The organism is Faecalibacterium sp. AM43-5AT, assembly GCF_003603345.1.
Lineage (GTDB): Bacteria > Bacillota > Clostridia > Oscillospirales > Ruminococcaceae > Faecalibacterium > Faecalibacterium taiwanense.
In genome coordinates this window covers 119211-143298 of record NZ_QVGZ01000003.1, presented here as the reverse complement: position 1 = coordinate 143298, position 24088 = coordinate 119211, and the positions used below count along the sequence as shown (strand labels likewise).

Sequence of the window (24088 nt, the reverse complement as noted above, 5' to 3'; positions counted from 1 at the left end):
AAAATGCAAGGGTTCCCGGGCAAAAAGGTGCAAAAAGCTCCTGCATCGGTGTGGGCTTCCGCTTTTCATCCGCGCAGCAGATCGAAGATGCTCCGGTGTCGGCAGCGGAAGGGGCTTCATCCCGATAACTTCCTCTTTACAAACCCGGCAAGAATCGTTACAATCAAATCAAATCCGTCTGCAGTGCGCTGCGTTTTACTGCCCGGCAGTGTGCGCCCCGCCGCGCTGCACCCGCAAACTTTTTCCCGGCTTTGGCATTCTGCCGGGCCGCGCCGATACGTTTTTTGCAGGAGGTTTTTCCTATGAAGATCACTCGCCGTGCTGTTCTTCGCCTGACCGGTGCCGCTGCCGCTTCGCTGGCGCTTTCCAGCTGCAGTGCTTCCGGCAGTGCCATTCTGGGCAGCAATTTTTCCAGCTGGCTCCAGCAGACACTGGGCATCAGTTCTTCCGGCGCAGCTTCTTCTGCTGCATCCTCGGAGGCCATGGTTGCTTCCTCGCCGGCAGCAGGCGAACAGCCCGCTGCCAGTCTTGCCGCACTGCCCGCTTACGATGCCGACCCGCTGACCGGTGAGGCCAAGCGCAGCAATGGCCGCATCGTGGGCGTGATGGTGAACAACATCTCCAACACCTCCCGTCAGAACGCCCGTCCGCAGCGCGGCCTTTCCTCTGCCGATCTGCTGATCGAGTGCAAGGTGGAGGGCGGCATCACCCGCTTCTGCGCGGTGTTCCACGATGCCGACTCCATCCCGGAGATCGGCCCGCTGCGCTCTGGCCGCGACCAGTTCCTGCAGCTGCTGATACCCTATCAGGCGCTGTACTACCACGATGGCGAAAGCGCCGCCTGCACCAAATTCATCAGCGTATACAACTATTCCGGCCTGAACATCGGCGGCAAGAGCTACTTTAATACTCCCACCCATCCGCATGTGGCTCACCGCGACAGCCGGGGCCGGGATGTGGCCTATGAACACACCGAGTTCACCTCCGGCAAGGAGATCCGGCAGGCCGCTTCCAACGCGGGCATCGGCCTGAAATACGATTACGACACCACCTTCTTCCGCTTTGCGGACTACCGCACCGGCGAGGAGAACGCCATGCAGGGTGCAGCATCCGGCAAAACGGTCAGCATCACCCACTCGGACCACTACAAGACCAGCTTCCGCTATGATCCGCAGTCCCGCACCTATAAAATGCAGATGTACAGCCGCATCTCCGGCAAATTTGAAAACACCGTGGACGAGCTGAATGCAAAGCAGCTGAGCTTTGACAACCTGCTGGTCTGCTTTGCTCCCATCGAGCGCTATTCCGGCGACTCCGGCGATGTGCAGCAGGTAAGCTACATCTCCGGCGGCGATGCCTATTATTTCAGCCGCGGCGCTGTACAGCATGGCCGCTGGGAAAAGGCTTCGCCTGAGCATCCGCTGCTGGTCTACGACAAGACCGGTGCGCAGATGCTTTTCAACCGCGGCAAGACCTATCTTGCCATCGTGGACGACGACGAGTGGTCCAACTTCAGTTATCAGTAACGAGGGAACCGCATGAAACGCATCTGGAATCTGGCCCTTGGCACGGCGGTGCTGTGCACAGTCCTGCTGTGCGGGTGTGCACTGTCCGGCCCCACTGCCCCGGACAGTGCAGCGCCCACCGACCCGCTGACCGGGCAGGAGCTGCAGTATCCCGGCGAACGCACCGCCGCCGTGGTGATCGACAACGCCGCTTCCAGCACCACACAGTGGGGCATTGGCAGCGCATCGGTGGTGCTGGAAGCCCTGACCGAGAGCGGCCAGCCCACCAGCTTGTGCCTGGCTTATCCTTCGGTATCGGCCATGCCAACCGTCGGCCCAGTGACCCTTGGTCAGGACCTTTACTGGCGGCTGCTCAGCGGGCAGGAAGTACTGCCCATCCAGCGGGGTGCAGGGCAGTTTGCCCGCAACTATCTGGATTATTATAACCTGCGGGCCGTGGACGCGCTGGAAGTGGGCCGCAACGCCTTTTCCTGCGATGATGTCTGGAGCGGCGCGCCGCTGTGGCATACCAGCGGCGCGGAGGTCGCTTCCGTACTGGGCAGCCTGAACCTTTCCGGCGCATTGGGCGACCACGGCAGCAGCGCTTCCTCCTCGGCCAGCACTGCCGAGGACAGCTCTGCCATTTCCGCTCTGCCCGCCCTGCTGCCGCAGGCCAAAGAGCCCCGCCTGCCGGAGCCAGGTTCCCGGGATGCCGAACAGGTGCAGATCAACTTTGCGCCCCAAAGCACCACCGGCTTTGCCTACGATGCGGCCAGCGGCACCTACGGGATGCTCCGTGCAGACGGCACCGCCCAGCTGGATGCCAACACCGGCGCGCAGGCGCAATTCGACAACCTGCTGGTCCTTTACTCCGCTTCCAGCCTGCGGGACGACGGCACCACGCTGGACTACGACCTGTCCCTTGGCGGCGGTGTCTGGCTGAACGGCAGCCAGCTGTGGCACATCACATGGACGCAGGGCACAGACTCCACCTTTGCCTTTTACGATGCCGACGGCAGGCCGCTGAGCATCCGCACCGGACGCAGCTACATTGCGCTGGTCTCCAGCGTGACCGGGCAGGAGCTGACGGTATTGGATTCCGCCGGGCAGAATGTGCTGAATTGACAAAACAAATTCAAAGGCCCCTGCGCAGTTTTCCTGTGCAAGGGCCTTTGTGTATTGAATGGTATTTTACAGATCCACCACGCTGCCGACCTCGGCAGGAGAGGTGGGCACCACGCCCAGCACGGCGCGGTCCGTGCTGCGGTTGACCGTAAAGGTCACGCTGCGGCCCGCCGCGAAATCCGGGTGATAGGTCAGCTCCAGCGTCTGCCAGTTGTCCGGCACTGCGCAGAAGCAGTGCAGCAGCGCGCCGCGGCCCGCCGTCAGGTTCAGGGTGAACACCGAAGCATCCGCCGCGTTCTCGCCGTAGAGCGGCGCAGCAAAGCTGCCGCAGCGCACCGGCTTGCCATCGCACACAGCGGTAACGCCGGTGCCCATACTGTACAGCTCCCCAAGCGTGCACACCTCACGGCTCTGCAGATAGCTTGCGCCCACCGGCAGGGTGGATGCGGAGAGGTTTTCCACCGAGAGGTACACCAGCACATTGCCCATTTCCTGCGCAGGGGCATAGCCCAGCAGCTCCACAGCAGCTTTGCCGTCCAGCAGGGCAGGTTCGCCTGCAAGATGCGGCTGCTGCGCCGCAGCAGATACACCGGTGAGCAGCGCTGCCGCAAGGCTGACCGCACCGGAACCGGCACATTTCAGGAATGACCGGCGGGACATGGACTGGGACATGGAACTTCCTCCTAAAATAATCGTTCCCTTATACAATAAAGGATTGTGCTGTTTCTGTCAAGGGATGGGCCGAAACTGTAACCGAATCCTTACTCAAAGGCTTCGTTCTCCTCGGCTTCGGCCTGACCGCGCAGGGTATCAGCATAGCCAAAGGGCACGATGTCGATGGCTTCCACCAGACGGTCCCGCATCCACAGCTGCACATCGGTCTGCACGGTGTAGCCGCAGCCGGGGTCTGCCATCCACTGCTCCGGGCGGCGGGTGGGCACCGCGCGCTGGCTGAGCATGCTCATGATCACGCCGCCATGGGTCACACAGGCTGCTTCGGTCACATCCATGCGGATCATATACTCAAACAGCTTCATCAGGCTTTCGGCGCAGCGGGCGTGGAACTGGTCGGTAGGCTCTGCGCCTTCGGGCATATAGCCGGAGCCGGGGGTGATCCACTTTTTAAAGTCCTCGTCGTGCACCAGCTCCTTGACCGGCTTGTTCTCAAACTTGCCAAAGCCGGCCTCCCGCAGGTCGTGCACGGTAAAGGTGTGCTTTGCATCCGGGAACAGGATGTTGGCTGTTTCCACTGCGCGCAGCAGCGGGGAGGAGAACACGGTATCCACCTGCGGATACTCGAACCGCTCTTTCAGCTCATTGAGCTGAGCGCGGCCCTCGTCGCACAGAGGGATGTCGGTGCCGCTGCCGATGTACAGGCCCTGCAGGTTGCCTGCAGTCATGCCGTGGCGGATGAGATGAAGCTTGAACGTTTTCATGGATAGTGCCTCTCTTTATCGCTGTGCGGCGGCACGGGAATGGACGGTAAAACCCGCTGCGGAGAAAAAATCTGGCAGAAAAACGTGTCGTCTGCCAGATTTTTTGCTCTTTGGCGGCAGCTGCGGCCCCGCGCACGCCACAAAATGTATGCGTTAATACCTATAGTTTAACATAGATATGGTGTCCAGAGCAAGCCTTTTGACAGAAATGACGAAAATCAACGAAAAATATCGTCACTTTTCTTGCTTTACAAAAGGTTTTCCGTTGTGTATAATCAACCTGCTGTAAACCAAAAACAAGGATGTCCCCCTACATCGAACTTTGAGGAGCCAAAAATCATGGAATTCAACCGTATCATCAAGCTGCTGCGCAAGGAACGCGGCATCACCCAGAAGCAGGCCGCCGAGGATCTTGGCGTCTCGCAGGCGCTGCTGTCCCACTACGAAAAAGGCATCCGCGAATGCGGCCTGGACTTTGTGGTGCGCGTGGCAGACTATTATAATGTTTCCTGCGATTATCTTCTGGGCCGCAGTGCAGAGCGCAACGGCATGATGCTCTCGGCAGAAGACATCCCGAACCCGGACAAGATGAAGGACAACATCTACCACGGCAGCGTGCTGCCCACCATGAACAAAAAGCTGATCTCCAACAGCCTGAACGTGCTGTACGCCAAGATCGGCCAGTGCCACAGCAAGGCCCTTACCACCGAGGTGAGCGCCTACCTGATGATGGCCGTAGCCAAAATGTTCCGCCTGCTGTACTCGGCCGAGCCCCACAACGCCGCCAGTATGTTCAGCATCGAGCCCATCCGCTGGCGCGGCTGCTCCGATGCCGTGATGCGCATGTCCGAAGCCAACGTGGAAGCCTTGCTGGACGGACAGGATGTGAACGGCGGCGAGGGCGTAAAGGACCCGGCCTGCCTGACCATGACCACAGAAAGCCTGACCCGCGAGTTCCCGCTTTATACGCCCAGCCTGTTAAATCTGGTCAAAACCAGCGAAACACATGTGAAGGGCCTTACCCACGAAGGGTGATATTCCTGTGAAAAAGCTGTAAATTCAGCCCCAAAACCCTTGCATCTTTCGGGCAGAAAGGGTATAAACAGAATAGAACATTCTGGAATACGGTTTTTTCCTATCAAAAGGAGGATTTATTCTATGTCCAACTCCATTTCCCGCCGTACCTTCCTCAAGTGCACCGGCGCATCTGTTGCTGCTCTGGGCGCAGCAAGCCTGCTGGGCGGCTGCCAGCAGAATGGCAGCGCCACCATCGTGGATGTCAAGGTCGGTGATAAGGTCAGCAACTGGAACGGCCTTGGCGTTCAGCTGACCAGCCTGTTCAACATTGATACCGTACCTGCACAGGCCGGTTACGAATACATTGCTGTTCTGGTCACCGTGGTCAACCGCACCAAGAACCAGACCTTCAACATCGGCGCACAGAATCTGGCCGAGATCAACGCCGCTTATCCCGTGCCCCCGCAGGAGAACGTGGATGCAAACTTCCATGCACTGGCAGCAGCTTCTACCGATTTCTCTGCTTCCTGCGACGGCCAGAGCGTGGAGTGCGGTGCCAACATCTCGCTGTACAACTCCAACTCTCAGACCTTCTCGGATTCCACCAATCTGCCCCCGCAGGGTACCGGCTATCTGCAGCTGATGCTGATGGTCCCCAAGGGCTGGCAGCAGCTGAGCGTTACTTACATGCCCACCTTTGCAGCGGATAAGACCATGACCTTTGTCATGACCGCCGCAGACGTGACCCGCGCCTGAGAGAACGGTTTCCCGGGACAAAATTTCGTCGCAAAACAACGTCACAGCTCAAAATTTCATCATTTTATTTTGCCAAAAGGCATTGACATCCGGCCCGGTTTCGCCTATCTTATAGGTAGTGCCGCAAGGCCGTACTGATCTGCTTTTTAAAGGAGGAACGAACATGTCCTATACATTCTCCCGCCGTGACTTTATGAAATATACCGCACTGGCCGCCGCTGCCGTGGCAGTCTCCGGCTCCCTGACCGGCTGCTCCAACCCGAACCGTCCTGTCGGCAAGGCCGGTGACACCCTGAAGCCGGGCGACGGCATCTGTGAAGCCACTGTGCTGAACAGTGCTGGCAAAGAACCGCGTTATGACCCTAATACCAAGACCCTGACCTGCTACTTCAAGATCGTCACCAAGCTCAAACTGCTGGAGATCACTGACAGCCATTTCCAGGTCGATGTTACGACTGATGCGGGCACGAAGCACTATTATTATAATACCAATCCTAAGCCCAGTCTGGGCGATACCGCTAACCCCAAAGCTCCCAAGGGCAGCGTCACCGAGGCCACTCTGACTCTCGATCTGGATCTCTCCGGCGCTACCAAAGTAGCTGTGCTGTATACTCCCAAGCATGCCGCTACTGGTGAACCCAATGATTCCTACAATGATATCTACGGCACTTGGGATATCACCGATGCCATCAAGGATAGTATCCCTACCGCTTGATTTTATATTATGTCTAAGGCCCGCACCCACAAGGTGCGGGTCTTTTTGCGTATGCGGGCCATTTGTATCCAAGTTTTGGGCGATATCATGTAAAATGTACAAAGTTTTTTAGTGGATTTATGCCTTGTGCACAGGTTTCTTTTCCGGTACAATAGGGTTATAAAAATGTGCAGGAGCATCGCAGCGATGCGGTGCTTTTTGCATTTGAGGGGCAACCCGGAAAACCTGAAAAGGAGTGCTGTTTCGATGATCAATATGGTAAAGCTTCCCACCAAAAAAAGTAACCTGTTCCTGCGCGTAGCAAAGGGCCACTTTGCTACCAGCCACAGCCATATCAACTATTACATCGATGTCACCACCCAGAAGTCCCGCCTTTCCGAGGCCAAGGCCGTGGCAAAGGAGCTGGTGGCCGCTTACCAGCACAACACCATTGTGGACACCGTGCTCTGTCTGGACGGCACGCAGGTGATCGGCACCTGCCTTGCCAACGAGCTGACCAAGGACGGCTTTGCCAACATGAACGCCCACCAGACCATTTATGTGATCACCCCGGAGTACACCACCGGCAGCCAGATCATCCTGCGCGACAATCTGGCCCCCATGGTCAAGGGCAAGCATGTGCTCATTCTGGCGGCTTCCATCACCACCGGCTACACCGTGCAGGCCGCTGTGGAGGCCGTGAACTACTACGGCGGCACCGTGGCAGGCCTTTCCGCTATTTTTGCCACCACCCACGAGTGCATGGGCTATGAAGTCACCTCCATCTTTGACCCCGCCAGCCTGCCGGACTACGCCAGCTTTGACAGCCGCGACTGCCCCCTGTGCAAGGCCGGCCAGCACATCGATGCGCTGGTGAACAGCTTTGGCTATTCGGCGCTGTAACGTAAAAAGGCTGTCAAGTGCTCACGGATGCGCCCTTGACAGTCCCTTGTGAAATGATTATACTATAAATAGAAAGGCGCTGGCCCGCAAACGGCTCGCTCCTTACTGAATCAGATCAAGAAAAATGACCGTTCAAGTTGGTAGCTGGAGGCGGTCATTTTTTCTTGCGTCTATCGCTGTGAGAAACAGTCCATGTAATTTCAAACGTAACGTAGATCGCTCCGCCGAGAAGCGTGAGCAGCAATACGACCTGTTCAAACGTCATGGTGCATCCCCCCTTTCCGCCCTCAAGCGTCCGGGGGAGCGAGATTTCAAGAAAAATCTCTTTACCCGGCGCGCTCAGGTGCCGGTAAGGAGAAAAAAGCCGCCTGCGTTTGTGGCACAGCGCCCTGCCGCCAAAGCGGCAGTTTTATGATAGCATACTTTTCATCAAAACACAACAAGGCTTTGCACGTGCACCTGCACCTGCAAAGCCTTGTTTTTACTTTTCTTTTTTCGGGAACACAAATGGCTCGTGCAGGTACACCGCCACCAGATATGCCGCCATGAAGCACCAGATGATGGGCTCGCACAGGATCACGGCGTTGTACTGGAATTTCGGGATGAACACCAGCACAAAGATCACCTTGCCCACCAGCTCGATCACGCTGGAGAACAGCGGCAGCACCTTCTGGCCAAGGCTCTGCAGCGCGTAGCGGGTGCACAGCAGCACGCCCAGAACGGCATAGAAGGGTGCGTTCCAGATCAGATACCGCGCACCGTTTTCCAGCACGATGGATTCCGAAGAGCCGGAGATCAGCTGCACCATCCACTGAGCACTAAAGTTCATCAGCACTACGGCGGCGGCCATCACCACCACCGAGTACAGATACATCTGCCGCATTCCCCTGCGCACACGGTCGGGCTGGTTTGCGCCGCGGTTCTGGGAAACGAAGGTAGAACCGGCGTTCGCCATGGAGATGAGCGGCATATCCGTAAAGGCAAACAGCTTGCGGGCAGCGGTGTGCCCCGCAATGGTCAGGGTGCCAAGCCCGTTGATGCCGTACTGCAGCACCACCGAACCCGCAGACACGATGCTGCTCATCAGGCCCATGGAGATGCTCTGGCTGAACAGCTCCCAGTAGAGATGACTGCCCACGGCGAAATGCTTTTTCTCCGGGATGAGGATGCGCACCCTTGCCAGCACGTACAGAACGCACAGCCCCACCGAGATGCCCTGTGCAATGACCGTTGCCACCGCTGCGCCCCGCACGCCCATGCCAACCCCGGCAATGAACCACAGGTCCAGCCCCACGTTCAGCACCGAGCTGATGAGCAGGAACACCAGCGGCATTACGCTGTTGCCAATGGCGCGCAGCAGGCCTGCGCACAGGTTATACATAAACATGACCACAACGCCAAGGTCGATCACGATGATGTAGCTGTAGGCATCTTCCAGAATTTCTGCCGGGGTATCCAGCAGCTGCAGCAGGGCATGCAGGCCGAAAAAGCCTGCCGTTGTAATGACCAGCGAGGCGATCAGGCCAATGACGACCGACCCCACCACCGTGCGCTTGAGCAGGTCTTCGTCCTGCGCGCCGTAGGAGCGCGCTGCAACGATGGCAAGGCCATTGCCGATACCGATGCCAAAGCCGACTAAAAGCTCGTAGATCGAGCCGCAGGAGCCAATGGCGGCAAGGGCTGTATCGCCCAGCACATTGCCCACGATCATGGTATCCACCGTGTTGTAGAGCTGCTGGAACAGGTTGGAGACGAGAATGGGCAGCATGAACAGCAGCAGGCTTTTTAAAATAGGCCCGTGCATCAGGTCTACGTTCATGTTGAAGAAACTTTTCTTTTGGGGCTGCGCGTGGGTCATAGGGTTCCTCCAAAATTATAACTTTTAAGATATCTGTACACAAAACAAAACATCTGCAATCCCTTCCCGATTTATAAAAAACAGGAAAAGGCATTGCAGATGATCGATTTTTTGCGGGCCTGAACTCCTTCAGACAAATCCTCCGGATTTGCCAGCTCCCTCAAAGAGGGAGCCTTTGGCATGCCGGTAAAAGTTTCTGGTTTTGCCAATGCCTCCCTCTCAGAGGGAGGTGGCACCGCAGGTGACGGAAGGAGTCCGTGCCATAAAATTACAGTTCCTGCGTCTCGAAGCCGCTGCCGGTAAGCACCTGCACGCTGGTAAAGCCTGCAGCCTTGATGGCGGCGGCAGCTTCGTCAAAGCCGTAGGTCAGGCTGTTGATATCATGAGAATCAGAAGTGATGATGACCTTGCCGCCCATCTTCTGCCACTCGCCCAGCAGCCACGGGCCGGGGTAGAAGTCCTTGCGGTAGCCGCGGTACACGCTGCCGGTGTTCACTTCCAGCAGGCAGTCGTTTGCCTTTGCGGCCTGCAGTGCCTTGAGGGCAGCGGCCTTGTAGCGGGGCGACTCTTCGTCGAAGAACTCACCGTTGGCATTCAGCTTCTTGATGAGGTCGATGTGGGCCAGAATATCCGGCTTGAGGGCAGCCACCTTTTCCACCTCGGCAAAGTAGGCTTCCACAGCGGCAAGGGGGTCTGCGTCAAAATCATCGTTGATGCAGTCCCACAGGTCCTGCGGGCGGAAATCGATCTCGTAATACTTGCCGGTGTTCTTGCCGTACAGGTGGTGTGCGCTGCCGATCCAGTAATCGTAACCGGTGCGCTTATCCTCGCTCAGGATATCCCACTCGATGCCGCACAGGATATCCACCTTGCCCTTGTACTCAGTCTTGAGCTTGGCAATGGTGGCCTTGTACTGGGCGGTGCGGCTGGGGCTCATGCAGTATTCACGGTCGCGCTGGGTGTAGCTATGGCCGGTGAAGCCCAGCGTGGTCAAGCCCTGCGCACATGCAGCACTTGCCATATCCTGCAAGGTATTTTTGCCATCGCACATGGTGGAGTGGCAATGGACACTGGACTTCTTATAATCTGCCATCGTTAATTCACTGCATCCTTTCCTGTTTGACCTTGTGGTCAATGACGTGACGTTTTTCCAGTTCACGGGTCACATCTTCCACCGTAATGCCGGCGCTGACCATCAGCACCAGAACATGGTAGGCAAGATCGCTGATCTCGTAAACGGTCTCTTCCTTATCCTCTTTTTCGCCCGCAATGATGACCTCGGTGCACTCTTCGCCCACCTTTTTCAGGATCTTCTCCTTGCCCTTCTCGAACAGGTAGGTGGTGTAGCTGCCCTCCTTGGGGCTATCCTTGCGGCCCTTGATGAGCTGGTACAGGCCCTGCCAGCTGAACTGCTTCAGCTCCGGCGAGACGTATACTTCGTTGAAAAAGCAGCTCTCGGCGCCGGTGTGGCAGGCGGGGCCGGATTTGACCACTTCCACCACCAGAGCATCGGCATCGCAGTCTGCGGTGATGGACACCACCCGCTGCACGTTGCCGCTGGTCTCGCCTTTGCGCCAGATCTCCTGACGGCTGCGGCTCCAGAACACAGTGCGGCCCTCGGCGATGGTGAGCGCCAGCGTCTCGGCGTTCATGTATGCGAGGGTGAGCACCTCTTTGGTGTAGTGGTCCTGCACGATGGCAGGGATCAGGCCCTTTTCATCAAATTTCAGATTCATAACGGTTCTCCCTCCCCGGATGGGGATATTACTAGTTTAGCGTATTCGGTGCACAAACGCAAGAGTTTGCGGGTTGTTTTTGCGGAAATCCAGTTTCGCGTTACGGCTTCTCCCTGCGCCGGGGAGAAATGCCCCGGCGTTACAGCCGCATCTCCACGCCGTTTGCGTTGAGGTATTCTTTCAGGTCGCGGATGGTCAGCAGCTTCTGGTGGAAGATGCCCGCCGCAAGGCCTGCGTCGATGCCCTTGTGGTGGAACAGCTCCAGAAAGTCTTCCTTTTTGCCTGCGCCGCCGCTGGCAATGATGGGCACGTTCACCCGCGCCGCAACTGCATCCAGCATCTCAAGGTCGAATCCGCTGCGCACGCCGTCGGTGTCGATGCTGTTCAGGCAGATCTCGCCTGCGCCGTGGTCCACGCACCAGCTGATCCAGTCCAGTGCATCCCGGCCGGTGTCCTCGCGCCCGCCCTTGGCGAACACCCGGAACTGGCCGTCCACCCGCTTCACATCGGCAGAGAGCACCACGCACTGGTTGCCGTAGCGCTGTGCTGCCGCCGGGATAAGGCCGGGATTTTTGAGTGCGCCCGAGTTGACGCTGACCTTGTCCGCGCCACACTTGAGCACCCGGTCAAAATCTTCCAGCGTGTTGATGCCGCCGCCTACCGTGAGCGGGATAAAAATTTCGCTGGCGACGCGGGTCAGGATATCCGTAAACAGCGCCCGCCCCTCGAAGCTGGCGGTGATATCGTAGAACACCAGCTCGTCGGCACCGGCAGCGTTGTACATGCGGGCCATTTCCACCGGGTCGGCCACGTCCCGGATGCCTTCAAAGTTCGTGCCCTTGACCACGCGGCCATTTCGCACATCAAGGCAGGGGATAATGCGTTTGGTGATCATGTCGTTTCCCCTCCGTTCACTCCTGCACCAGATGCACGCAGCGCGCAAGGTCCAGTGCGCCGGTGTACAGGCTCTTGCCCAAAATGGCAGCGGCAGTGCCCATTTTTTTCAGTTCCAGAAGCTCTGCTTCGGACGAGATGCCGCCGCTGGCCGTAAAGGCCACACCGGGCACCTCTTTGGCAAGCGTGCGGTACAGTCCGAGGTTCGTGCCCCTCATGGCACCGTCGCAGGCAATGTCCGTGTAGATGATGGCGGTGCATCCGGCATCTGCCAGCCGCTTGCAGAAGTCCACGCCCGGCTCGGCGCTCACTTCCTTCCAGCCATGGATGGCCACACAGCCGTCCTTTGCGTCCACGCCCACGGCAATTTTATCGCCGTATTTTTTCAGCATCCGGGCGGTAAAGGCAAAATCCGTCACCGCCACGCTGCCAAGGATGCAGCGGCCCACACCGAGGGAGAGATATGTTTCAATGCGCTCCTCGGTGCGGATGCCGCCGCCCACCTCAATGTATAAGCCGCCCTGTTTTGCCAGCGCGGCAATGGTATCGTAGTTGGAAAGGGTGCCGTCCTTTGCGCCGTCCAGATCGACGACGTGCAGATTTTTGGCCCCCGCTGCAAGGAACTCCCGCGCCTGTGCACAGGGGTCCTCGCCGTAGACGGTCATGCGGCTGTAGTCGCCCTGCGTCAGGCGCACCACCTTGCCGCCCCGCAGGTCGATGGCTGGAAAAAGCTGCATAATTTTTCTCCTTACAATTCCGCAAATGCTTTCAGAATGCGCAGGCCGGTATCCCCGCTCTTTTCCGGGTGGAACTGGGTGCCGTACACCCTGCCTGCCCGCACCGCGCCGGTGACGGGAATGGAATAGTCGCTCACAGCCAGTGTACTCTCCGTACAGTTCTTGCCGTAGTAGCTGTGGACGTAATAGACGTACTCTCCCTCACGGATGTACTTGAACAGCGGGTCGTCCTTTACAAGGTGCAAGGCGTTCCAGCCGATCTGCGGCACCTTCAGGCTCTTGTCCGCAAGGTCTGGCTCCAGCGGGCAGACCTCGCCCTTCACAAAGCCAAGGCCTTCGTGCTCACCGTACTCGTAGCTCTTTTCAAACAGCAGCTGCATGCCAAGGCAGATGCCCAGCAGCGGCTTCCTTTCAGCTTCTTCTTTCATGACCGGTACAAGGCCCGTCGCCTCCAGCTTGGCCATGGCATCGGCAAAAGCGCCCACGCCCGGCAGGATGAGCCGGTCGGCTTTGCGGATGGTGTCCGCATCCGCAGTCACAACAGCTTCCAGTCCCAGCTGTTTCAGGCTGGACTTCAGGCTGAACAGGTTGCCCACGCCATAATCGATAATTGCGATCATACCAGCAGTCCTTTCGTGGAAGGGATCTCGTCCTTGTGGGCTTCGTCGATCTTCACGGCCACGCCCAGTGCATGGCCTGCGCCCTTGAAGCAGGCTTCGAGGATGTGGTGGGTATTTTCTCCCGCAAATTGTACAAAGTGGACAGTAGCGGGCACGCTGCGGGCAAAGCCCAGCCAGAATTCCTTGGCGCACTCCACGTCAAAATCGCCCACCTTTTCGGTGCTGCAATGGACGTCCCAGTTCAGGGTGCAGCGGCCCGAAAGATCGACGGCGCACAGGATCAGCGCTTCATCCATGGGCAGATAAAAGCTGCCGTAGCGCTGGATACCGCGCATATCGCCCAGCGCCCGTGCAAAGGCCTGACCCAGTGCAATGCCCACATCCTCGGTGGTGTGGTGGTAGTCCACCTGCACATCGCCGTGGCAGGTGAGCACCAGATCGAACCGGCCATGGCGGGCGAACAGCTCCAGCATGTGGTTCAGAAAGCCGCACCCGGTGTCCACCTCGTAGCGGCCGGTGCCGTCCAGATCAAGGGTAAGGTCGATCTGGGTCTCATTGGTGTTGCGTTCCAGCGAGATCATTCGGTTCGGCATGGTTCATTCCTCCATGATCTTATCCAGCGTTTCCATAAACGTCTGCATCTGTTCCGGCGTGCCAATGGTGATGCGCAGCCAGTTCTGGATGCGGGGCGCGTCAAAATGGCGCACCAGAATGCCGTTTTTCTTCAACTCTTTGTAGAGCGCCTCGCCGTCTTTCCGGTCGGTACTTGCAAACAGGAAGTTGGAGCGGCTGTCCAGCACGGCAAAGCCGCGTTGTTCCAGCTGTTGTTTTGTCCATGCGCGGGTGTCCACGATGGCGGCACGGGTCCTGTCAAAATAAGCGGTATCTTCCAGCGCAGCCTGCCCGGCCTTCAGGGTCAGGCGGTTGATGTTGTAGGGGTTCAGGCTGAACTTGACCCGGTTCAGGTCGGCAATGAGCTTTGCATTGCCCATGGCAAGACCCAGACGCGCACCGGCCAGCTGCCGGGACTTGGAAAAAGTCTGCACCACCAGCAGGTTCTCGTACTGGTCGATGAGGGGCACGCAGCTCTCGCCGCCAAAGTCCACATAGGCCTCGTCCACGATGACCACATTGTTCGGGTTTGCCTTTAAGATGCCCTCAATTTCCGCCCGGGGCAGTGCAATACCGGTGGGGGCGTTGGGGTTTGCAAGGACGATGGTCTGGTTCAGGCCGTAGTAGTCCTTCGGGTCAAGGGTGAAATCCTCTTTCAGCGGGATGATGTGGCTGGGAATGTGCATCAGCCCACACCACACGCCGTAGCAGCCGTAGGTGATGTCGGCATAGGCCAGCGGGTGGTCTGCGTCGCAGAAGGCACGCAGCGCAAAGAAGAGGTTCTCGTCGCTGCCATTGCCGGGCATGATCTGCTCCGGCTGCAAACCGAAGTGGGCTGCGGCCGCCTTGAGCAGGTCGGCACAGGCGGGGTCGGAGTAAAGGCGCAGCTTTTCCACCTCGTGCTCGCTCACGGCGGCAATCACCGCCGGGGAGGGCAGATAGGGGCTTTCGTTGGTGTTCAGTTTGATGTACTGCTGATCCTGCGGCTGCTCACCCGGGGTGTAGGGGGTGACAGCGGCCAGCGTGGGAGAAAGGAATTTACTCATGGTTCAAATCCTCACTTTTCATACCGGATGGTCACGCTGCGGGCGTGGGCGTGCAGGCCCTCGCGCTCGGCAAAATCGGCGATGCGGGGGGCTACTTCGCCCAGCGCTTCCCGGGTGTAGTAGAGGAAGCTGGACTTTTTTACAAAGTCGTCTACGCCCAAGGGGCTTGAGAAGCGGGCGGTGCCGCTGGTGGGCAGAGTGTGGTTGGGGCCTGCAAAGTAATCGCCCAGCGCTTCCGGCACGTTGCGGCCAAGGAAAATGCTGCCTGCGTTTTTGATCTCGTTCAGCACGCCGAAGGGGTCCTCCACGCACACTTCCAGATGTTCCGGTGCAATGATGTTGCAGGCTTCAATGGCCTTGTGCAGGTCGGTGCAGAGGATGATCTTGCCGTTGTCGTCCACGCTGGCGCGGGCGATGGCGGCACGGGGCAGCTGAGGGATCTGCACCTCCAGCTCCGCCTGCACGGCCTTGGCCAGCTCCGGGCTGTCGGTGACGAGGACCGGGCTTGCCAGTTTGTCGTGCTCGGCCTGACTCAGCAGGTCTGCTGCCACCCATGCGGGGTTGCAGCCGCCGTCGGCCAGCACCAGAATTTCGCTGGGGCCTGCGATCATATCGATGCCCACCTTGCCGAACACCTTGCGCTTGGCGGTGGCAACGTAGATGTTGCCGGGGCCAACGATCTTATCCACTGCAGGGATGCTCTGGGTGCCGTAGGCCAGCGCCGCCACAGCCTGTGCGCCGCCGGTCTTGAAGATCTTGGTCACGCCTGCGGTGGCAGCGGCGGCAAGGATGACCGGGTTCACCCTGCCGTCCTTTCCGGCGGGGGTGGTCATGACGATTTCGGACACGCCTGCCACCTTTGCCGGGATCACGTCCATGAGCACGGTGGAGGGATAAGCCGCCGTGCCGCCGGGCACATAGACACCGGCCTTTTCAATGGGGGTATATTTCTGGCCCAGCACGATGCCGGGCTTGTCGTTCACCACAAAATTCTTGTGCACCTGCTTGCGGTGGAAGCTCTCGATGTTGGCGGCGGCTTCGCGCAGCGTTTCGAGGAAGTAGGGGTCCATGCCCGCAAAGGCTTCGTCGATCTCCTCCTGCGTCACCTGCAGGGCATCGATCTTCGCGCCGTCAAATTTCAGCGCATAATCCTTCAGGGCATCGTCGCCCCGGGCGCGCACATCGGCAATGATGCCGTCCACCACATCCTCCACGTTCTTTTCCGCGCGGATGTCGCGGTTCAGAATCTCTTCGGGCTTCAGCTCGTCAAAGTTATACAGCTTGATCATTTTGCTTCCTCCTTGTTCTGCAGTTCCGCCCGCAGCTTTTCCAGCATGGTGTCCATTTCGGCGTGCTTGAACTGGTAGCTGGCCTTGTTGGCAATGAACCGGGCCGAGATGGGCATGAACTCGGTGACCACCTTCAGGCCGTTCTCCCGCAGGGTGGTGCCGGTCTCCACGATATCCACGATGACGTCCGAAAGGCCCAGAATGGGGGCCAGCTCAATGGAGCCGTTCAGCTTGATGATATCGATGTCCCGCCCCATAGATGCGTAGTAGCTCTTTGCAATGTTGACGAATTTGGTGGCCACCCGCACCGGGCGGCTGGGGTCGTCTTGGTAATCGGCCGGGGCGGCAACGCACATGCGGCATTTGCCAAGGCCGGTGTCCAGCAGCTCATACACATCGGCAGAAGCCTCTGTGAGGATGTCCTTTCCCACGATGCCCACATCGGCGGCACCGTGCTCCACATAGATGGCAACATCGCTGGGCTTGACGAGGAAGTAGCGGATGCCGGCCTCCGGGTTTTCCACCACCAGCTTGCGGGTGGCGTTGTAGTCCTCCGGGCAGCCGTAGCCGATGCCCGCCAGCAGGTGATACACCTTATCGCCCAGACGGCCCTTGGGCAGGGCCACGTTCAGCATCACCCTGTCGGTGCTGTTCTTCTGCACCGGCGGCAGCGGGGCGCTCAGGCGGTCCAGCTCGTCCAGATAGACCGCAAAGCCGATGGCACCGGCACCGGGGGTGAACTTCTGCATCAGCAGGTCGTAGCGGCCGCCCTTGAGCAGGGGGCGGGGCAGGGCTTTCAGGTAGCCCTGAAACACAAGGCCGTTGTAGTATTCCATCTCACCGGCCAGCGTCATGTCCAGCCGGATCACGCCGCCCGCCTTTTCCAGCGGCACAGCCAGCGCTTCCAGCTCGGCCACCGCTGCGCGCATGGCGTCGTTGCGGCACAGGGCTGCAGCCTTTTCCAGCGTTTCGGCATAGGCACCGGAAAGATCCAGCACGCTGCACAGGGTATCGGCGGCATCGGCAAGGCCGGCGGCTCCGGCTGCAGCCCGCAGCTCGTGGGCGTTTTTCTCCCGCAGCTTTTCCAGCAGCTTTGCGCGGGCGGCATCCGGCACGCCCAGCGCGTCGAACAGGCCGAACAGGTAGCCCATGTGGCTCACTTCCAGCACCCAATCGGCCCCCAGCGCATCCAGCGACCGCGCCGCCAGACACACCGCCTGCTGCACCTGTGCTTCGCCCACCGCACCCAGCATCTCAAGGCCCATCTGGCTGATCTCTTTAAAGGTGTGGCTCTCGGCGGAAGGGCGGTAGACGTTCTCGTGATAGTAGTAGCGCAGGGTCTCGCCGGGGGCGGGCTGCGCCGTCTTGGCAATGGAGAGGGTCACGTCCGGCTTGAGGGCCAGCAGACGGCCGTCCAGATCGGTAAAGGTAATGACCTGTTCGGACGACAAAAAGCTGCGGTTGGCCTGATACAGGCCGTACTCCTCAAACCGGCCCATATGATACTTGCGGCAGCCCGCCGCTTCGTACAAGGCGCGCAGCGCAAAGGAGGCGCGCTCCTTGGGCTGCAGGTTTGCAAGGCTGAATTCCATTGTCGGTTCCCCCATTTCTTACTTGAGTTTATTTTACTTTATCTCGGTAAAGTTGTAAAGTAGGAAAGTGACGGTGTTTCCAACTCAATGATACGATTTTTCTGTGCGTTTGTACAGGGAAAAGAAGAAAAGGAGCCGTCGCATGGCGCAACAGCTCCTTTTCAGCACGCATATTTACCCAAGCAGCTCCAGCACACTGGCCTTCGGGCGGGCACCCACGGCCTGACGCACCAGCTTGCCCTGCTCAAACACCAGCAGAGTGGGGATGCTCATGACGCCGAACTCCCCGGCCAGCTCCGGCTGCTCGTCCACATTCACCTTGCCCACCTTCACATCGGTGCGCTCCTCAGCTACCTCGTCCACAACGGGGCTGAGCATGCGGCAGGGGCCGCACCAGCTGGCCCAGAAGTCCAGCAGCACAGGCTTTGCGCTCTGCAGCACCTCCTGCTCAAAATTTTCTTTCGTGATCGTAACAACTGCCATATTTCTACCTCCTGAAAGGGTTCGTTCGTGGTTGTTCTTATGGCATCAGTATACCCAAAACGCCAGGGCTTTTCCGTAACCGGGTCACATTGGGGCGCAAAAAGGGGCTGCTGCACATCGTTTTGAACAAACGTGCAGCAGCCCCTTCAGCTTTTGTGAGATTCCGGCAGCTTTATTTGCCCAGCATTTCGTGGGCAGTCTTGCAGATGGTAGCGGCATCCAGACCGTACTCACGCAACAGGTCCCATGCAGGGCCGGAGCAGCCAAACTTGTCCTGCACGCCCACACGGCGCACAGGGGTGGGCAGCTTTTCGCTCAGCACGGCGCAGACGGCCTCGCCCAGACCGCCGATGACATTGTGCTCCTCGGCGGTGATGACCTTGCCGCATTCCTTTGCAGCCTTGAGGACGATCTCCTCGTCCAGAGGCTTGATGGTGTGGATGTTGATGACCCGGGCATGGATGCCCTCGGCAGCCAGCTGTTCCGCGGCAATGCGGGCTTCGTTGACCATCAGGCCGGTGGCGATGATGGCAATGTCGCCGCCCTCAGTGATCTGCTCACCCTTGCCGATCTCGAAGTGATAGTTCTCGGCATCGTGGAACACAGGCACAGCCAAACGGCCAAAGCGCAGGTAGACGGGGCCTTCCATTGCGTAGGCAGCACGCACAGCGGCGCGGGCCTCCACATCGTCGGCGGGGCAGATCACGGTCATGCCGGGGATGCTGCGCATGAGGGCAAAGTCCTCGCAGCACTGATGGGAAGCGCCGTCCTCGCCCACCGAGATACCGCCGTGGGTGGCACCGATCTTCACGTTCAGGTGGGGATAGCCGATGGAGTTGCGCACCTGCTCAAAGGCACGGCCGGCGGCGAACATGGCAAAGCTGGAAACAAAGGGCACGTAGCCCATGGTGGACAGGCCCGCAGCCACGCCCATCATGTTTTCCTCGGCAATGCCGCAGTCAAAATGACGATCCGGGTAAGCCTTGCGGAACATGCCGGTCTTGGTGGCAGCGGCAAGGTCTGCGTCCAGCACCACCAGATCCTCGTGGCCCTCTGCGGCCAGCTCCTTCAGGGTGTTGCCGTAGCTTTCACGGGTAGCGATCTTCTTCACATCTGCCATCTTAGTTTTCCTCCTGCTCCAGCGCGGCGTATGCGGCGTTCAGTTCCTCAATTGCGATCTTGTACTCGTCATCGTTGGGGCCCTTGCCGTGCCAGTCCACAGAGTTGGTCATATAAGAAACGCCCTTGCCCTTTGTGGTGTCCATGATGATGCAGGTGGGCTTTGCAGTCTCTGCATGGAATGCCTGCATGGCAGCTTCGATCTGGTCGTAGTCGTGGCCGTCGATGGTGACAACATTGAAGTTGAAGGCCTTCAGCTTCTCTTCCAGCGGGGCGCTGTTCATCACGGTTTCGGTGGTGCCATCGATCTGCAGGTGGTTGCGGTCCAGCACAACGCACAGGTTGGAAAGGCCGTAGTGTGCGGCAAACATGAAGGCTTCCCAGCACTCGCCCTCTTCCACCTCGCCATCGCCCAGGATGGTGTAGACGTTGATGGGCTTACCGGCGTGCTTGGCACCCAGTGCCATGCCGCAGGCGGCAGACACGCCCTGACCCAGACTGCCGGTGGACATATCCACGCCCGGGGTCTCGTTCATGTTGGGGTGGCCCTGCAGATAGCTGCCGATCTTACGCAGGGTCTTAAGGTCTTCCACCGGGAAATAGCCGCGCTCTGCCAGCGCTGCATACAGTGCCGGTGCTGCATGGCCCTTGGACAGCACCAGACGGTCGCGGTCGGCCTTCTTGGGGTCCTTCGGGTCAATGTTCATTTCCACGAAATAGAGGTAGCTCAGCAGCTCGGCGATATCCAGACTGCCGCCCGGATGACCGCACTTTGCGCTGTGCGTGCCCTCGATCACGCCCATGCGGATGTGGCAGGCGTGCTTGGCCAGAGTAAGTTTTTCTGCATTTGTCATGATGGTCCTCCCGTATGAACCTCAGATTTGCACATGTTCAAAAAAGCCTTTCGTCAGCGCCGGTGCAGTCCTGCTGCCCGCAGCGCGCTCTTTTTCAAGTTTATATTAGCTATTCTATGCAAAAAGGTCAAGCATCTTCATGCAAAATGTACACACACGGGGAAATATTCACGGAAATTTGCCGCTTTTTGGTCAAATTGCAGGCTTTTTGCCGTATCTTGACAAAGCCAGAAGCATCTGCTATATTTTTCACAGATTCCGGCACGAAGCCGGGTGTGCGGACAGAAGCCCGTGTTCTCCATCCTGATGGAGCATTTTATCCACCGCTGCGCTTACGCAGCGGTGCAGAGCAAAACCCACAGGGGGCCTTTGCGTTCTGCCATCTTATTTTTGCTGCTATAGACACCACGAAGGGGTCTGCCGTTGGCTTGTAAGCCGGGCAGACCCCTTTTTTGTCTGGCCAAAGGAGGAAGCTTTTTATGAAAACGAACCCCCATTCCACCACCCGCAGCCTCGTGCTGGCTGCACTGTTCCTTGCACTGGCCTTTGTGCTGCCCATGATCACCGGCCATGTGCCGCAGGTGGGCAACATGCTGTGCCCGATGCATTTTCCCATTCTGCTGTGCGGCTTTGTGCTGGGCGGTCCATGGGGCCTTTCCGTGGGCTTCATTGCTCCGCTGGTGCGGTCGGTGCTGTTCGGCATGCCGCCGATGTTCCCCATCGCCATTGCCATGGCCTTTGAGCTGGCCACCTACGGCCTTGTGTCCGGCGTGCTCTGGCACAAGGTGAAGCACACCGTGCCCATGATGTACGCTTCTCTTGTCACCGCCATGGTGGCAGGCCGTTTGGTCTGGGGTACGGTACGCTTTGTGCTGGCCGGCCTGACCGGTTCCAGCTTCCCGTTCAGCGCGTTTTTGTCCGGTGCACTGCTCACCGCTGTGCCGGGCATCGTGGCTCAGCTGGTGCTCATCCCGCTGATTTTGGTGGCTTTGCAGGAGGCAAAGGTCATCGACTGACAAAAAATGGCTGGCATCGCAGGATGCCAGCCATTTTTTTGCTCTTTTAATTCTTCTTGCCGCTCAGGAACTCCGGCAGGGGCTTGCCCTGCTTGCGCCACTGATGATACTCGGCGGTGGCAGCGAACTCCACGTCACCGGCAGAGTTCAGGGCAGTCTCCACAGAGTCCTGCACCACGCCGATGATGAAGCCGACACCCACCATCTGCATGGCGACATCGTTGGAGATGCCGAACAGGGAGCAGGCCATGGGGATCAGCAGCAGGGAACCGCCGGCCACGCCGGAAGCACCGCAGGCACCCAGAGCGCTCATAGCGCTCAGCACGATGGCTGCAGGCAGAGACACCTGAATGCCCAAGGTGTTAGCAGCGGCCAGCGTCATGATGGTGATGGTGATGGCGGCACCGTCCATGTTGATGGTGGCGCCCAGCGGGATGGAGACGGAGTACATATCCTTGTCCAGACCCAGCTTTTCGCACAGGGCCATGTTCACGGGGATGTTGGCGGCGGAGCTGCGGGTGAAGAAGGCGGTCAGGCCGGACTCACGCAGGCAGCGGAACACCAGCGGATAGGGGTTGCAGCCCAGATAGATAAACATGATGAAGGGGGAGACGATGAGGGCCATGAACAGCATGGTGCCCACCAGCAGGGCCAGCAGCTTGCCGTACTGGGTAAAGATGGCAAGGCCGTTGCCGGAAACATTGGTGTAGACCAGACCCATGATGCCGAAGGGTGCCAGATTGATGATCCAGCGCACGATCTGGGAGACCGCATCGGCGGTGTTTGCCATAAAGGTCTTGGTGGTGTCAGAGCCGATCTTCTTCATGGCCACGCCGAACATGCAGGCCCAGAACAGGATGCCGATGTAGTTGCCGCTCATGATGGCACTGACGGGGTTTGCCACAAAGTTGGTGAGCAGAGTGCCCATCACTTCGCCCAGACCCTGCGGCACCACGTCCGACTGGGCAGCGTCTGCCAGCACGACCGTGACCGGGAACATAAAGCTGGTCGCCACTGCGATGGCCGCAGCCAGAAAGGTGGTGAGCATGTACAGCCAGATGACCGTGCCGACGCGGCGGTCCAGCTTGGAAGAGCCCTGTGCCAGAGCACTTGCCACGATCACGAACACCAGCACCGGGGCGATGCCCTTCAGTGCGCCAACGAACAGGCTGCCCAGTTCACCCACCCAGCCTGCACCGGGGGCCACCAGAGCCAGCACCGCACCGATGAACAGGCCGATCAGAATGCGAACGATCAGGCTGATGCCGTTGTAGCGGGCAACTGCCTTATTCAACGTTTTCATATAGACACTCCTCTTTCCTATTGTACGCCAATGGCGTACAGCTTCCTGTCTCTTACACAAGGACGGGTGTTATTATAGCACATACGGCAGAGAAATGAAAGCGTTTTCAGACATTTTTCGTTCACAAATTTGCATTCAGGTCGGTGCCCATGGGGGTTTTCCGTTGATCTGTATTTGTAGCAAGGACAGGTTTGGCCATTCGCGGCTTTGTTCTCTCCGTCACCGTCGAGCGGCGCAGGGCGGAGCGAGCGGGGGCAAACAAAAAAGCCTGCGTGCGCAGTCCTGCATGGCAGGCTCTGCATCCGCAGACCGGGGCTCTTTGGGGGTGTATTCTGTTTCAACCCAGCGGCTGGGTGGGGGCAAGCTTCTGGTAGGCAAAGCGGGGCGAGCCGTCTGCCACATGGATGATGCCGCAGCGGGTAAAGCCGTTCTTTTCCAGCAGATGCTGCATGATCTTGTTGTCGGCGTGGGTGTCGGCACGCAGGCTCTGGCAGTGCTCCATGCTCCAGTCCAGCACTGCCGATGCCACGCCCTTGTGCTTTCCGGCCGATGCCAGACGGTGCACCGTGCCATAGGGCAGGGTATCGTCCAGCCACTGGCCGTCCTCAATGGCGGCGTAGGTGGGGTCTGCCCCCAGAATAAAGGCAAACACGGCCTCGATCTGGCCGTTGACCACATAGAGGAACAACCGGTTCGAGTCGATATCCTCCTCCAGCAGTTCCTGCGGCGGGAAATTATCCCCCCACTGGGTCGGGTTGCCAGATGCCTTCATGACTGCACGTGCATGGGCGTAGATCTTCAGGATCTGGGGCAGATCCCCTCTCACTGCTCCACGAAACATTCATTCCACCTCGTCTTTTCTGCGCTGCGCTCGGTCCGGCACAGCACTTTGAGAATTGTTCTTATTGTACTACAAATTACCATAAAAATCCAGTTCCCGCACCAAAGTACCTTAAAATGCTCCAAAACGGCAAAAAGCAGGGGCTGCTGCACTTTCGGCTAAAACGATGTGCAGCAGTCCCTGCTTTTAGAGCAAGTACCTTATGCGCTGGCGCGGCCATGGCCGGTGCGCACCAGCCGGTATTCCCGCGGGCTGAGACCATACCGCTCGTGGAACAGGCGGTAGAAATAGCTGGTGTTCTCGTAGCCCACCAGAGAAATGATCTGCTGGATGTTCATGTCGCTGCGGCGCAGCAGGCGGGCAGCGGTCTCCATACGGTGCTTTTGCAGCAATTCCTTATAGGTGCGTCCGGTCTGGGCACGCACGCACTCGCTGACATATGCCAGCGAAACGCCGTACTCCCGTGCCACGTTGGAAAGGCTTGCTTCGCGGTAATTCTGGGTGATCTCTTTGAGTGCCGCCTGCACCAGTGCTTCGCGGCTGACCGTTCCGGCCCTGACTTCCGGCAGGATAGGATTCGTCTGTGTCATCTGCGTTTCCTCCGTAAAGGGTGCGGCGGGCGGGGACTGGGGGATGTCGGACGCCCGCCGCA

General features: G+C 58.8%; 27 protein-coding genes. 8 read left to right on the top strand and 19 right to left on the bottom strand.

The window, feature by feature from the left end; all coding sequences use genetic code 11:
* Positions 1-302: 302 nt before the first annotated feature.
* Together DW937_RS05885 and DW937_RS05880 are read left to right on the top strand one after the other, a co-directional pair.
* Complete coding sequence (locus DW937_RS05885) at positions 303-1526, top strand: DUF3048 domain-containing protein (RefSeq protein ID WP_120120411.1); 1224 nt, start codon at positions 303-305, stop codon at positions 1524-1526.
* A gap of 12 nt (positions 1527-1538) precedes the next feature.
* A complete protein-coding gene (locus tag DW937_RS05880) occupies positions 1539-2630 on the top strand; it encodes a DUF3048 C-terminal domain-containing protein (RefSeq protein WP_120120410.1) in 1092 nt (363 codons plus the stop codon).
* Between the two features lie 66 nt (positions 2631-2696).
* Here DW937_RS05880 and DW937_RS05875 read toward each other — a convergent pair whose 3' ends face one another.
* Both DW937_RS05875 and DW937_RS05870 read right to left on the bottom strand, forming a co-directional pair.
* Positions 2697-3302, bottom strand: coding sequence for a Tat pathway signal sequence (locus DW937_RS05875; protein ID WP_120120409.1), 606 nt, complete (start codon positions 3300-3302; stop codon positions 2697-2699).
* Positions 3303-3391: 89 nt separating this feature from the next.
* Positions 3392-4066, bottom strand: coding sequence for a histidine phosphatase family protein (locus tag DW937_RS05870; protein ID WP_120120408.1), 675 nt, complete (start codon positions 4064-4066; stop codon positions 3392-3394).
* A gap of 339 nt (positions 4067-4405) precedes the next feature.
* Between DW937_RS05870 and DW937_RS05865 the strand changes: the two genes are divergently transcribed.
* From DW937_RS05865 to DW937_RS05845, 4 genes are all read left to right on the top strand, one after another.
* A complete protein-coding gene (locus DW937_RS05865; RefSeq protein WP_097776917.1) occupies positions 4406-5101 on the top strand; it encodes a helix-turn-helix transcriptional regulator in 696 nt (231 codons plus the stop codon).
* Positions 5102-5224: 123 nt separating this feature from the next.
* The gene (locus DW937_RS05860; protein ID WP_120120407.1) at positions 5225-5839 is read left to right on the top strand and encodes a twin-arginine translocation signal domain-containing protein; all 615 of its coding nucleotides are present in this window, start codon (positions 5225-5227) and stop codon (positions 5837-5839) included.
* Positions 5840-6002: 163 nt separating this feature from the next.
* Complete coding sequence (locus DW937_RS05855; RefSeq protein WP_120120406.1) at positions 6003-6554, top strand: twin-arginine translocation signal domain-containing protein; 552 nt, start codon at positions 6003-6005, stop codon at positions 6552-6554.
* 246 nt (positions 6555-6800) lie between these two features.
* Positions 6801-7436 (top strand): phosphoribosyltransferase, encoded by a 636-nt coding sequence (locus tag DW937_RS05845; RefSeq protein ID WP_097776913.1) that lies wholly within the window; start codon positions 6801-6803, stop codon positions 7434-7436.
* A 481-nt stretch (positions 7437-7917) separates the two neighbouring features.
* Here the strand turns inward: DW937_RS05845 and DW937_RS05840 are convergent, their stop codons facing one another.
* From DW937_RS05840 to DW937_RS05780, 14 genes are all read right to left on the bottom strand, one after another.
* Positions 7918-9294, bottom strand: coding sequence for an MATE family efflux transporter (locus DW937_RS05840; protein WP_120120405.1), 1377 nt, complete (start codon positions 9292-9294; stop codon positions 7918-7920).
* A 71-nt stretch (positions 9295-9365) separates the two neighbouring features.
* Positions 9366-9503: a hypothetical protein gene (locus DW937_RS14890; protein WP_165852897.1), complete on the bottom strand. Its 138-nt coding sequence runs from the start codon at positions 9501-9503 to the stop codon at positions 9366-9368.
* Positions 9504-9562: 59 nt separating this feature from the next.
* Positions 9563-10387 carry a histidinol-phosphatase HisJ family protein gene (locus tag DW937_RS05835; protein ID WP_044953902.1) on the bottom strand — a complete coding sequence of 275 codons (825 nt, stop codon included), beginning with the start codon at positions 10385-10387 and terminating at the stop codon, positions 9563-9565.
* A gap of 7 nt (positions 10388-10394) precedes the next feature.
* Positions 10395-11030 (bottom strand): bifunctional phosphoribosyl-AMP cyclohydrolase/phosphoribosyl-ATP diphosphatase HisIE, encoded by a 636-nt coding sequence (hisIE, locus tag DW937_RS05830; RefSeq protein WP_005943640.1) that lies wholly within the window; start codon positions 11028-11030, stop codon positions 10395-10397.
* Between the two features lie 139 nt (positions 11031-11169).
* The gene (gene hisF, locus DW937_RS05825) at positions 11170-11925 is read right to left on the bottom strand and encodes an imidazole glycerol phosphate synthase subunit HisF (RefSeq protein WP_120120404.1); all 756 of its coding nucleotides are present in this window, start codon (positions 11923-11925) and stop codon (positions 11170-11172) included.
* 16 nt (positions 11926-11941) lie between these two features.
* Positions 11942-12661, bottom strand: a complete 720-nt coding sequence (gene hisA, locus DW937_RS05820; RefSeq protein ID WP_120120403.1) for a 1-(5-phosphoribosyl)-5-[(5-phosphoribosylamino)methylideneamino]imidazole-4-carboxamide isomerase — start codon at positions 12659-12661, stop codon at positions 11942-11944.
* Between the two features lie 11 nt (positions 12662-12672).
* Complete coding sequence (gene hisH / locus DW937_RS05815; protein WP_120120402.1) at positions 12673-13281, bottom strand: imidazole glycerol phosphate synthase subunit HisH; 609 nt, start codon at positions 13279-13281, stop codon at positions 12673-12675.
* The gene (gene hisB / locus DW937_RS05810) at positions 13278-13874 is read right to left on the bottom strand and encodes an imidazoleglycerol-phosphate dehydratase HisB (RefSeq protein WP_120120401.1); all 597 of its coding nucleotides are present in this window, start codon (positions 13872-13874) and stop codon (positions 13278-13280) included. Before hisB ends, hisH begins: the two co-directional genes overlap by 4 nt.
* Positions 13875-13877: 3 nt before the next feature.
* Entirely contained in the window at positions 13878-14939 is a 1062-nt protein-coding gene (hisC, locus tag DW937_RS05805; RefSeq protein WP_120120400.1) for a histidinol-phosphate transaminase, read from the bottom strand.
* A gap of 11 nt (positions 14940-14950) precedes the next feature.
* The gene (hisD, locus tag DW937_RS05800; protein WP_120120399.1) at positions 14951-16228 is read right to left on the bottom strand and encodes a histidinol dehydrogenase; all 1278 of its coding nucleotides are present in this window, start codon (positions 16226-16228) and stop codon (positions 14951-14953) included.
* The gene (gene hisG, locus DW937_RS05795) at positions 16225-17820 is read right to left on the bottom strand and encodes an ATP phosphoribosyltransferase (protein WP_120120398.1); all 1596 of its coding nucleotides are present in this window, start codon (positions 17818-17820) and stop codon (positions 16225-16227) included. Before hisG ends, hisD begins: the two co-directional genes overlap by 4 nt.
* Before the next feature lie 174 nt (positions 17821-17994).
* Positions 17995-18303, bottom strand: coding sequence for a thioredoxin (trxA, locus tag DW937_RS05790; RefSeq protein ID WP_097776904.1), 309 nt, complete (start codon positions 18301-18303; stop codon positions 17995-17997).
* A gap of 172 nt (positions 18304-18475) precedes the next feature.
* Positions 18476-19423 carry a transketolase family protein gene (locus tag DW937_RS05785; RefSeq protein WP_120019993.1) on the bottom strand — a complete coding sequence of 316 codons (948 nt, stop codon included), beginning with the start codon at positions 19421-19423 and terminating at the stop codon, positions 18476-18478.
* Position 19424: 1 nt separating this feature from the next.
* Positions 19425-20276, bottom strand: coding sequence for a transketolase (locus DW937_RS05780; protein ID WP_097774567.1), 852 nt, complete (start codon positions 20274-20276; stop codon positions 19425-19427).
* 14 nt (positions 20277-20290) lie between these two features.
* Between DW937_RS05780 and DW937_RS14715 the strand changes: the two genes are divergently transcribed.
* Positions 20291-20710: a hypothetical protein gene (locus DW937_RS14715; protein WP_133300966.1), complete on the top strand. Its 420-nt coding sequence runs from the start codon at positions 20291-20293 to the stop codon at positions 20708-20710.
* 45 nt (positions 20711-20755) lie between these two features.
* Entirely contained in the window at positions 20756-21292 is a 537-nt protein-coding gene (locus DW937_RS05775; protein ID WP_120120397.1) for an ECF transporter S component, read from the top strand.
* Between the two features lie 46 nt (positions 21293-21338).
* Here the strand turns inward: DW937_RS05775 and sstT are convergent, their stop codons facing one another.
* The 3 genes from sstT to DW937_RS05760 all read right to left on the bottom strand — a co-directional run bounded on the left by sstT (position 21339) and on the right by DW937_RS05760 (position 24026).
* Positions 21339-22586 carry a serine/threonine transporter SstT gene (sstT, locus tag DW937_RS05770; protein ID WP_347561894.1) on the bottom strand — a complete coding sequence of 416 codons (1248 nt, stop codon included), beginning with the start codon at positions 22584-22586 and terminating at the stop codon, positions 21339-21341.
* Between the two features lie 346 nt (positions 22587-22932).
* Complete coding sequence (locus DW937_RS05765; protein WP_097774563.1) at positions 22933-23436, bottom strand: GNAT family protein; 504 nt, start codon at positions 23434-23436, stop codon at positions 22933-22935.
* Positions 23437-23636: 200 nt separating this feature from the next.
* Positions 23637-24026, bottom strand: a complete 390-nt coding sequence (locus tag DW937_RS05760; RefSeq protein ID WP_044953911.1) for a helix-turn-helix transcriptional regulator — start codon at positions 24024-24026, stop codon at positions 23637-23639.
* Between the last annotated feature and the right edge of the window lie 62 nt (positions 24027-24088).